This is a genomic window from Collinsella aerofaciens (genome assembly GCF_901212495.1).
Classification (GTDB): domain Bacteria; phylum Actinomycetota; class Coriobacteriia; order Coriobacteriales; family Coriobacteriaceae; genus Collinsella; species Collinsella aerofaciens_H.
This window is the reverse complement of record NZ_CAAKNY010000043.1, coordinates 17,547-27,650: the sequence shown is the minus strand read 5'-3', so window position 1 is coordinate 27,650 and position 10,104 is coordinate 17,547. Positions and strand designations below refer to the sequence as shown.

Here is a 10,104-nt window from a genome sequence, read left to right as displayed (position 1 = left end):
CCAAAAAGGGACAGGTTTATTTTGGTAGGTTTTATCTGGGCAAACGAAAGCCCCTCGAAAGCAACGGGGCCTTCGAGGGGCTCAAGCGGACAGGGTTGCGTCGGGCCGGCAAAATGCCAAAACCCTACTTGCCGTCGTCCTGCTGCAGGCTGTCTTGCTCGATGAGGCGCGCCTGCCTGCCGGCCATGCGCGCGGGCTTGTCGGGATCGGGTACGGCCGTGGGCATGGGCTCGTCGACATGACCGCCCCACCAGCCGCCCACAAAGTTGAGCGTATGGAACACATTGATCACAGCGCCGGGATCAATGTCGCACACCAGCTTGATAATGTCCTGGCTCTCGTAGGTCGAGACAACGGCGTGCAGCAGGTACATCTTTTCGCGGCTATATCCGCCGATGACCTCGGCGCAGCTAATACCATGCTGAAAATGGTCAACATAGGCGGTCATGACCTCGTCCGCCTTACGCGTCGTGATCTGCAGCGTCACGCGGTCGTAGCGACGATAGAAGCTGTCGATGGTCTTGGTCGAAATAAACTGGAACACGATGGAGTACGCTGCGTTGTCCCAGCCAAACATAAAACCAAAGATTGCCAGGATAAGGCAGTTGAAACCAAAGATAACACCCCAGATGGTCTTACCCGTGTGGTTGGAAACCCACAGCGCGATAAAGTCGGTACCGCCGGTGGATGCGCCGGACTTAAGCGCGATGGCAGCGCCCAGACCCGAGACCACGCCGCCAAAAATAATGAGCATGATCTTGTCGCCCAAAAACGGCGCGAAGTGAAAGACGTTGAGGAACAGCGACGAGAGCATGACCTGCATCATTGAGAAGATGACGAAGCGCTTGCTAATGCCGCTCCAGCATAGGAGCGCCACGGGGATGTTGAGCGCGAGCATGCCGAGCGAGATGTCGATACGAACGCCGCCCAGCGAGGTAACGCGATCGAGTAGGACCGCGACGCCGGTGAGGCCGCTCGGAAGCAGGTCGGCGGGTTGAATGAACGCCTGGATCAGGAATGTCTGGAGAACGGCGGAAATTATGACCGCCACGGCGGTGATGGCGCGGCGAACGATGATGAGGCGGCCGAGCACGAGCACGCGGTCCGTGAGCTGATCGATGGCGTTCGCCACGTAGGCTCCTTTCAAGGGCAGATGTAGTTGTGGGGCATGCCGGCGATTGTAGCATGGAGCGCGCGGGGACGCTTCAATTCACCCTCTCTCGACAACCAAAACGGGACCGGCAACCCCACAACGAAGAGCCCAAATTCTAAGTGAGTAGACTTTACGCGACCTGCCGAGCACACCCAAAACCGCCACCCCTGTGACCTGCGGTTTTACTAAGGCAGATACGCTTTGTGCTCGCCCTGCGCCAAAAAGTCTACTCACTTAGCTTGAGTCGAAGCCAAACGGATCTAAATTGATGCCAAATTAAGCCAATCCGCAGCAAATGACGCGTGAACCAGTGCTTCTCGCGGCAGATTGACACTACAAAGCGGCCAAAATGTCGGACAGGTTGTCGATGACAACGTCGGCGGCGGACTGATCCAGGTTGACGCCCTCGTGCGGACGCAGCGCCAGAACGCGAGCACCAGAGCGCTTGCCAGCCTCGATACCCAAAGGCGAATCCTCGATAACCAGGCACTCGGCAGGCTCAACACCCAACGCCTCCATGGCACGCAGGTAAATCTCGGGGTCGGGCTTAAACGCACTGCACTCGTGACCGCTGATGGTGTAGTCCAGCACGTCAGCGATACCGGCAATCTCCACCAGCTCGTCAATGAGCTCGCGATAGGACGAGCTCGCGATGGCACACTTTACGCCGCGCTCGTGCAGCTCACGCATCACCGGCCCCGTCTGCTCGTTGAGCAGCTCGGCATACGGAACGGGATGGTCCGGGCTGTAGACTTGCTTGTACTCCACGCGCAGGCGCTCGCGCAGCTCAACATCGGCGGGCACCAGCGCCTCCCAAATGGCAGGCTCGTTAGACCCCGAAAGATCGGGGATCTCGTCAAAGTGGAAGCCCTTCTCTTCCATAAACGCCACGCGACGACGGTTGTAGAACCACTCGGTATCGACCAGCACGCCGTCCATGTCAAACAGCACTGCCTTGATCATACGCATCTCCTCCCACCTGCCAAAAAGGGACAGGTTTATTTTGGTAGGTTTTATCTGGGGTTTTATAGCGCGACAGACACGCCCTCCCCAGAGCAAAAAAGGGGATGGGGTGCAAACCCCATCCCCTCTCAATCAACCCGTAAGGTCTACTTACTTGTGATTAGTAGGAGAGCTTCCACATGTAGCGACGCATGGTCAGCGGGTGCTGACGAGCCTCGGCGATCTGGTTGCCGTACTCGCGCATAACGGCGAGGTGCAGCAGCGGGTTGAAGTAGGTGACGACGCTCGCGGGCACGGCGTCAGCTAGGCCGTAGTCCTTGGAGTCGATCAGAGCGACCTTGGCGCCCATGCGCTCAAGGAAGGTGAGGGCGCGGGCGTCCATCGGACGGGTGGCGCCATCGGACATGAAGAAGACGTAGGGCTTACCCTCGGTGGAAACTTCGAACGGGCCGTGGAAGTACTCGCCGGTGTTGTAGGCGGCGGCGTCGATCCACTGCATCTCGGTGAACAGGAAGGCGGCGTGAGAATAGGCCATCTTCTCGGAGGCACCGGAAGCCATGAAGTAGATCATCTTGTCGTCCTTGAAGTCCTCGGCGAACTTCTTGGCGAGTTTCTTGCAGTGCTGAGCGGCGTTCTCGCAGAGATCGAAAACGTTGGTGAGGCCGGTGATCATGTCCTCGTAGTGGTCATAGCCCTCGGTCTGCTGAAGAATCTCGAGAGCAAGAGCGATGGCGTAGCCAGGCTTCTCGCACTTGGCAGCGTAGTTGGCGTGGAAGCCGTGAACGATGACGTGGTCAGCGTCGACGGTCAGAGCGGAGCCAGCCTTGTTGGTGAGGGAAACGACCGGGCAGTTGTGCTTCTTGGCGGTCTTGTTGGCCTCGACGGTCTCGGGCGTGGAGCCACCGAGGGAGCAGGTGATCACGAAGGTGTGCTCGTTGACCCAGGAAGGCGTGTCGTAGTTGAACTCGTTAGCGGTGAAGATCTGAACGTTCAGCTTGTCCGTGTTGTTGGCCAGGAAGTACTTGGCGGGGTAGAGGTCGGACATGGAGGCACCACAGCCGACGAAGGCGACGCTGTGGATCTCGTGGTTGGACAGGACGTCAGCGACGATCTGCTTAGGGAGGTTAAGGTCGATCTCGTACATCTGACACATTCCTTTCGTTTTTTGCGGCGCCACTTTGCCGGACGCACACAGGGTTACCGTGATTTGGACCGAGTCGCCGGCCCGTTGAGAATGTGTCAAAGGGACTGTCCCTTTGACACATTTAGGGATGGGAGCCTGCCTGGGGTATGGGATGCCAGGCAGGCCCCCGGGAGAAAGCGGTTAGGCGCTTGGCCGCGACTAGGCCAGGATGCCGGCCGCGGAGAGGGCGATGCCGCCCACGATGGCGATCACGAGAAGCCAACCGGTGTTGACGTTCTTCTTGATGAGCCAGTACATAAGGCCAGTGAGGCCAAGGGAGATCATCTGGGGCATCATGCCGTCCAGGATGTCCTGGATCACGACGGTGCCCTCAGCGAACTTCAGCGGGGTGGTGGCGCCGATCAGCGTGGCGATCATGCCGCCCACGGACATAAGACCCACGATGCCGCAGACATACATGAGCTTCTCCATGAGGTCGCCGCCCTGGAGCTTGCTCAGGTACTCGTGGCCGCCCTGATAGCCCATCTTGGCTGCGAACCAAGTGATCAGCACAGAAGGGACGATGGAGATGAGCATGGCCAGGATCGGGCCCATGATGGAGCCCTGCTGAGCCAGCTGAACACCCAGGCCAAAGGCGATAACGCGGATGGTGCCCTGGAAGAAGGAGTCACCGATACCGGAAAGCGGGCCCATGAGGGAGGTCTTGACCGCGTTGATCGAATCGGGATCGAAGTTCTCGGGATCCTTGGCGTACTCCTCCTCCATGGAGGCGGCGAGGCCCAGGATGAAAGCGCTCGTCTGCGGAGTGCAGTTGTAAAACGCCATGTGACGGTGGTAAGCCTCTTTCTTAGCAGCGAGCTGCTTGGGGTCGGACTCATCCGGATAGAGGCGGTCGAGCGTGGGAACCATGCCGTAGAGGAAGCCCATGTTCATCTGACGCTCGTAGTTCCAAGAGGCCTGGATGGCCCAGGAGCGCCAGAAGAACTGGCTAACCTTCTTGTTCAGGGACACGTCCTTGGTTGCGGTTGCCATAGTGTGTTCCTCCTTAGTCTTCGTCGTCTTCGAGCGGATCGTAGTCGGAATCGACACCAGCAGCTGCATGGGAACCGTTGAACTTGAAGCCCATGAAGATGATAGCCAGGCACACACCGATCAGAGCGACCGCGATGACGGACAGCTTGAGGTAAGCGGCGAGCAGGAAGCCGATGAACAGAAACGGAGTCATACCCTTCTTGATCATCATGGTGAGCAGCAGGGCCAAGCCGTAGGCGGTCATGATCTTGGTCGAAACGTTAAGACCAGTGGACAGCCACTCGGGAACCATGTTGACGATGGCCTGAACCAGGTCGGTGCCAACAAAGACAGCGAGGAAGATCGGCAGGAAGTACATGACGGCGTACAGACCAGAGCCGGCGCAGATATGCATACGGTAAGCGGTCTTGAACTTTCCGCTATCGATCGCGCTATCCGCCACATGGGTGAGGGCGGCGATGATGGAACGGAACACGATGCCGAGAAGCTGACCCAGGACGGCGACCGGGATGGCGATCGTCATGGCGGTCTCGGCAGAAGCATCGGTCAGGCACGCAAAGGCAGCGGCCACGATGCCGCCCAGGACCATATCGGGCGGAACGGCGGCGCCGACCTGCACCAGGCCCATGGACACGAGCTCGACGGCGGCACCGACGGCAAGGCCGGTGGGCACATCGCCCAGCAGCAGACCGACGAGCGTAGCGCCAACGAGGGGCTGCTCGAAGTTAAGACGACCGAGCAGGCGGGAGTCCCACATGCAGAACACGCCGACGAGGCCGACGAGCACCGCACTGATGAACGTATTCATACCCTTCTCCTTTCAGTCAGGCAAAGGCCTGGTTGATCACAGCTTGGCGTCGATGTCGACGCTCTGATATGGAGGGGTCTGCTGGACGTAGAGCTTGATGCCCATGTCGAGCAGCTGGTTGACGTCGGCCTTCTGGGTGGCGTCGAAGAAGACGGAGCTGTCCTTGCCGCCAATCTGATCGGCACCGTCGTGGTTGGCAGTGGCGCCCAGGTTGATGGCGTCGAGCTTGTAGCCCTGGCAGAACCGCAGCATCTCGGCCGTGTTACCAAAGATGAACATGACGCGCTCGCCGAGGGTGTTGAGCTTGTCCATCTTGACGAGGGCACGCTCGACGGTGAAGACGTTCAGGCGAACGCCCTGGGGCTTGGCCAGCTTAAGAGCGTCCTTCTTGATGTCATCGTTGGCGGCAGCGTTGTCGACGACGATGATGCGCTCAGCCTGAACCTTGGTGGTCCAGGTAAAAACGACCTGGCCGTGCAGCAGACGGTAGTCAAGACGCGCGAGGACAATCTTGGCGGGACCGGAGCTGTGACGGGGCACCTTGGCCTTCTTGGCGGGAGCCGCGGCAACCTCGACCGGGGCGTTGGGGTTGGTCAGACCGGTACGGGCCTCGTTGATGAGGGCCGCGAGCTCGGCACCCTTGATGGGGACGGGGCTCATAGCGAGCGTCAGCGCCAGCGGAATGTTGAAACCGCTGATCACCGTGAATGCCGCACCGTTGCGGGAAAGCTCGACCACGCTGTTGTTGACCGAGCTGCCGAGCATATCGGTTAGCACATATACGGTGTCGTCCGCATTGAACGTGGCGATCATAGTCTCAACCTTATTGGTGATGGGTTCCTTGTCGTCACGAGCAAGCGACACGACGTGGACGTTCGACACGTCGCCGAGAACCATCTCGAGCGTGTCTTTGGCGCCTGCAGCCAGGCCACCATGAGATGCGAGAATGATCTGATTCATCTTGCCTCCTCCTTTTCATTATGGTCATTATAACGTCTTATACGTTGCTTATATTGCTAATTAGTATAAAGACCGTTTGCGGGTGAAAATCGACCGTTGACGGGTTTAACGTACTTGAAACGTTGGGGCTGGGTATGCCGGCGCTGGCTGGATAACCCCAAGTCAGACCCTGCGCGCAATCTTCTATCGCACGAAGTACCAGGGGCTTTCCTGCACGGTGGGCTCCAGAGCAATGCCCGTGCGCTCGCGGAACAGATCCATGTCCTGCGATTTCTCCGTCCACCACGCGTTGGGCTTAAAGGTCATGCTCTCGACAATACGTTTGACAATGACGCTGTTGCGCAGCTTGGAGAGGTCGGTGTTCATAATCAGGATGGACATGAGCACCAGCACAATGCCCAGGACCTTGATCGCGCCGGAGGACTCGGCATAGACGCCAATACCGACCAGAACGGTCGCCACGGTTTCGAACGAAGCCACGACCGGCACCTTCGACGTCTCAAGATCCATCGAAAGGCCTTGCATATAGAAGATGTACGCAAGAGCTGTCGGAATAAAGCCAAAGCCCCCGAACAGCAAAATGAGCTGCGGGGACATAGCCGAGGCCATATCGGACCACGGAGCCGAAAGCGCTGCCATAAAGCATCCGCCAAAGACAAAGCCCCAAAACGTCACCGCCAGCGGATGCAGCGTCTTGGTGGCCATACGGCTAAACACAGCCAGCAGTGCACCGCAAAGTCCAGCGATCACACCCGACGCGACGCCCCAAGCCGAGAAATGGAAACCGGACAGGTCGCCGCTCGTCACCGCGAGCACGCAACCCACAGTGTTGAAGACGATGGCGACGAGCTTGTTGGGGGTCACGTCCTCGCGATAAAGCACGCGGCCGAGCATGACGCCAAACACCGGCGAGGTGTAGAGCAGCACCGAGGCCGTGGACATACCCACCTCGCCCATGCACTCGTAATAGCAGGTGTTAGCGGCGGCCAAACCGACGATACCGACAAGCGCGCAGGGAACGAGCTCTTTAGGGCTTGCCTTGAACAGAGCCAGTGGGCCCTGAGCCACGGTAGACCCCTCACCCGAACGGCAGCCCATAAACATCAGGACCGGCTCCAAGATAAGCGCACCGACCAACAAGCGAAAGGCAGCCATGCTCTGGGACGAAACGCCCAGGGCCGATATTCCGTTAACAAAGATTCCGATGGTGCCCCACATAAGCGCGGCGATCAGCACCAGCACATAGCCCAGATTGCTTTTCTTCAACGCAGCCTCCTCTGTATTGTTTCCAATATGTTTCATGCTACGTTATAGTCGTTATATACATTTATCAAGACTGAAATCGGCGAACGGGAAAATATGCTTCCCCACATACTCATTGGGTACTCATTGGGGACGTTCTTGGATGACTAATCATCCAAGAACGTCCCCAATGAGTACACCAACGTCTAAGGCACCGCTGGTTGAGCATAAGTCAGCGAGCGGGTCGCATTTGAGGCAAGGTGACGTGAAACGAAAGGGCGCTGACCTTCTGGTCGCGCCCTTGAAGTTGAACGTCAGATTGTCCAAATGCGGCCCGCGCAGCGTCGGCTGGTCCGCCGTTCGGTAGAACGGCGGACCTAATACTCGAGCTTCCACATGTAGCGGCGCGTCATGTAGTCCTTGTGGGTGACGGCAGAGAGCGCGCGCATGTACACGTTGTTGAGAATCGGCGCAAAGATCAGGTGGTTGAAGTATTCGCTCACGCTGTCCTTGATGTCGTTGAGGCCGAGCTCCTTGGCGTCGAGCTGATAGACGCGCTCGCCACCGTACTGGTTGACGAAGCGGATGCCGCGCTCGTCGTTGCAGCGGCTGCGGCCGACGCTGATGAGCTGGAACAGCGAGGTACGCTTGTCCAAGATCTCGAAGGGACCGTGGAAGAAGTCGCAGGTGTTGATGGTGCAGGAGTCGATCTGCAGCATCTCCTGCACGTTGCAGATGCTAAAGACGTAGGCGGCACCAAAGAGCGGACCCTGAGCCATGACGTTGATGCAGGGCTTGTCGGCGTTCTGCTCGGCCCACTTGGCAGCAAGCGGACGGGTGTACTCGACGGCCTTGCGATAGATGGGGTCGACCAAGTCGAAAGCGGCCATAGCGGTCTCGTACTCGGCATAGCCCTCGGTCTGCTGCGTGAGCTCCATGGCGATCATGGTCACGACGGCGGAGTTGGTGCGGCCCATGCAGGACTCGTCGATGGCAAGGCTGTCGTACTGGATCTTGTAGTCGCAGACCTCGGTGAGGCCGGACTCGTCAACATAGATGGCGATGGTGCTGGCGCCGTGGTCCTTGGCGACCTGGGCGGCGACGATGGTCTCCTTGGTGCCGCGCATGGACACGACGACGGCCAGGGTGTTCTCGTTGACGTAGGCCGGGGTGGCGTGCACGAACTCGTTGCTGGTGTAGCTGGAGCTCACGACCTGCGTGGCCTCGTGCTCCATAAAGTACTGGGCAGGATAGTTGCCGCCGTTGGATCCGCCGGCGCCGATCCACACGACGCGCTTGATGCCGCCCTTGTCTGCCTTGTCAGCCAAAACCTGGGAGACGACATCCTTAACCTGTTCCTGAGTAGTCATCGTGCATCAGCCTTTCTTCTCGTTTGATGCTCATCACAGGCATATAAGTTACATACATGTTTTAGCGATGTCGACTAGTTGTATGCTATATTTGTCTTAGAAATTATGCTGGTAAAGTTATCGACAATCAATTACCAGCGGTTTTATTGTCATGTTGGATACATGCTTAGTTCAGTAAGCATACAAGTTAGATACAGGTTGTTCGCATGAGCACTTCGTCAAAAAAGAACTTAGCCCAATACGAACGCTTGGCGGGTACGCTGCGTGACCGCATCGCCGCCGGCATCTACGCGCGCGGAGACAAGCTGCCGTCCGAGATGGAGCTCATGGGCGAATCGGGGCTTTCGCGCAGCACCGTGCGCCACGCGCTTAAGGTGTTAGTTGACGAGGGTCTGATTCGTACCGAGCGCGGGCGCGGCGCCTTTGTGGCCGACACGCCAGCGCTCCACGAGAACAACCTGGTGTTTTCGAGCTACACGGCACAGGTGCAGGGTCAGGGTATGAAGCCCACCACGCGCACCGTGGACTCGGGCTATGCCAAGGCGGCCGGCAGCATAGCTAAGTTCTTTGACGCCGCCATGGGCAGCAAGCTCGTCAAACTTGTCCGCCTGCGCTACCTGGACGATGCGCCACTGTGCCTGGAGACTACCTATTTGCCGCCAAGCTTTGGGTCGCTCATCGATCGCGATATCAACGGTTCACTCTACGCCACGCTGCGCCAGGAGTTCCATCGTGCGCCGGCACAGGGACATAAGACCTTTGAGGTGTGCTATGCCTCGCAAAACGAGGCGTTTTTACTCAACGTCGAGCGCGGGCAGGCGCTAATCCTAATCACCGACTACGTCTACGACACCGACGGCCGCCCGCTCCATGTCTCCAAGCGCATCCAACGCACCGACCGCGCCAAATACACCGAACCCATCGGTTAGCGCACTAAACGAGGCGAAAACTAACTAATATGCGTTTTACCTGCGGTTTTTATAAAATCTCAAGCCAGCATGGCGCAAGTGCCGGCATCGCCTGGCAATACGCGCCGTCCAAGCTCAACTGTTCCTGCTCAGAATATCCAGCACCGTAAGCCTAAGTGAGTAGACTTTTCGCGACCTGCCGAGCACACCCAAAACAGCCACCTCTGTGACCTGCGGTTTTACTAAAGCAGATACGCTTTGTGCTCGCCTTGCGCCAAAAAGTCTACTCACTTAGCTCGCAAGGTGTCTCGACGGGACGATTCGAGTCAAAAAAGCGTACGAACGCCGCGCTTCTTGCGGCGATTTGATACCGCAAGACAGCCAAAACCCTACTAAAAAGGGACAGGTTTATTTTGGTCGGTTTTATCTGGAGTTTTGCTACATCCGCAGGTTGAACCTATCAATCGAACGGCCCAACGCAAAGGCCGCCGCGAAGGGATTCACATCCTTCGCGGCGGCCTTTA

General features: G+C 58.1%; 9 protein-coding genes. 1 reads left to right on the top strand and 8 read right to left on the bottom strand.

The annotated features are described in order from the left end of the window. Positions 1 to 124 precede the first annotated feature (124 nt). The 8 genes from SFLMC1_RS05245 to SFLMC1_RS05210 all read right to left on the bottom strand — a co-directional run bounded on the left by SFLMC1_RS05245 (position 125) and on the right by SFLMC1_RS05210 (position 8,672). The gene (locus SFLMC1_RS05245; protein WP_152074111.1) at positions 125 to 1,132 is read right to left on the bottom strand and encodes a YitT family protein; all 1,008 of its coding nucleotides are present in this window, start codon (positions 1,130 to 1,132) and stop codon (positions 125 to 127) included. Positions 1,133 to 1,486: 354 nt separating this feature from the next. After that, on the bottom strand, positions 1,487 to 2,116 hold the full coding sequence (locus SFLMC1_RS05240) for an HAD family hydrolase (protein ID WP_187323869.1): 630 nt from the start codon (positions 2,114 to 2,116) through the stop codon (positions 1,487 to 1,489). A gap of 160 nt (positions 2,117 to 2,276) precedes the next feature. Then, the gene (locus SFLMC1_RS05235; RefSeq protein ID WP_226814256.1) at positions 2,277 to 3,260 is read right to left on the bottom strand and encodes an SIS domain-containing protein; all 984 of its coding nucleotides are present in this window, start codon (positions 3,258 to 3,260) and stop codon (positions 2,277 to 2,279) included. 198 nt (positions 3,261 to 3,458) lie between these two features. Continuing rightward, complete coding sequence (locus tag SFLMC1_RS05230) at positions 3,459 to 4,292, bottom strand: PTS system mannose/fructose/sorbose family transporter subunit IID (protein ID WP_152074113.1); 834 nt, start codon at positions 4,290 to 4,292, stop codon at positions 3,459 to 3,461. A gap of 13 nt (positions 4,293 to 4,305) precedes the next feature. Continuing rightward, positions 4,306 to 5,100, bottom strand: a complete 795-nt coding sequence (locus SFLMC1_RS05225) for a PTS mannose/fructose/sorbose/N-acetylgalactosamine transporter subunit IIC (RefSeq protein ID WP_152074114.1) — start codon at positions 5,098 to 5,100, stop codon at positions 4,306 to 4,308. 36 nt (positions 5,101 to 5,136) lie between these two features. Further along, positions 5,137 to 6,060, bottom strand: coding sequence for a PTS mannose/fructose/sorbose transporter subunit IIAB (locus tag SFLMC1_RS05220; protein ID WP_154063913.1), 924 nt, complete (start codon positions 6,058 to 6,060; stop codon positions 5,137 to 5,139). Positions 6,061 to 6,243: 183 nt separating this feature from the next. After that, positions 6,244 to 7,326, bottom strand: coding sequence for a DMT family transporter (locus SFLMC1_RS05215; protein ID WP_187323868.1), 1,083 nt, complete (start codon positions 7,324 to 7,326; stop codon positions 6,244 to 6,246). A gap of 353 nt (positions 7,327 to 7,679) precedes the next feature. Next, positions 7,680 to 8,672, bottom strand: a complete 993-nt coding sequence (locus SFLMC1_RS05210; RefSeq protein ID WP_152074117.1) for an SIS domain-containing protein — start codon at positions 8,670 to 8,672, stop codon at positions 7,680 to 7,682. 206 nt (positions 8,673 to 8,878) lie between these two features. Between SFLMC1_RS05210 and SFLMC1_RS05205 the strand changes: the two genes are divergently transcribed. After that, on the top strand, positions 8,879 to 9,601 hold the full coding sequence (locus SFLMC1_RS05205; protein ID WP_152074118.1) for a GntR family transcriptional regulator: 723 nt from the start codon (positions 8,879 to 8,881) through the stop codon (positions 9,599 to 9,601). Positions 9,602 to 10,104: the final 503 nt, after the last annotated feature.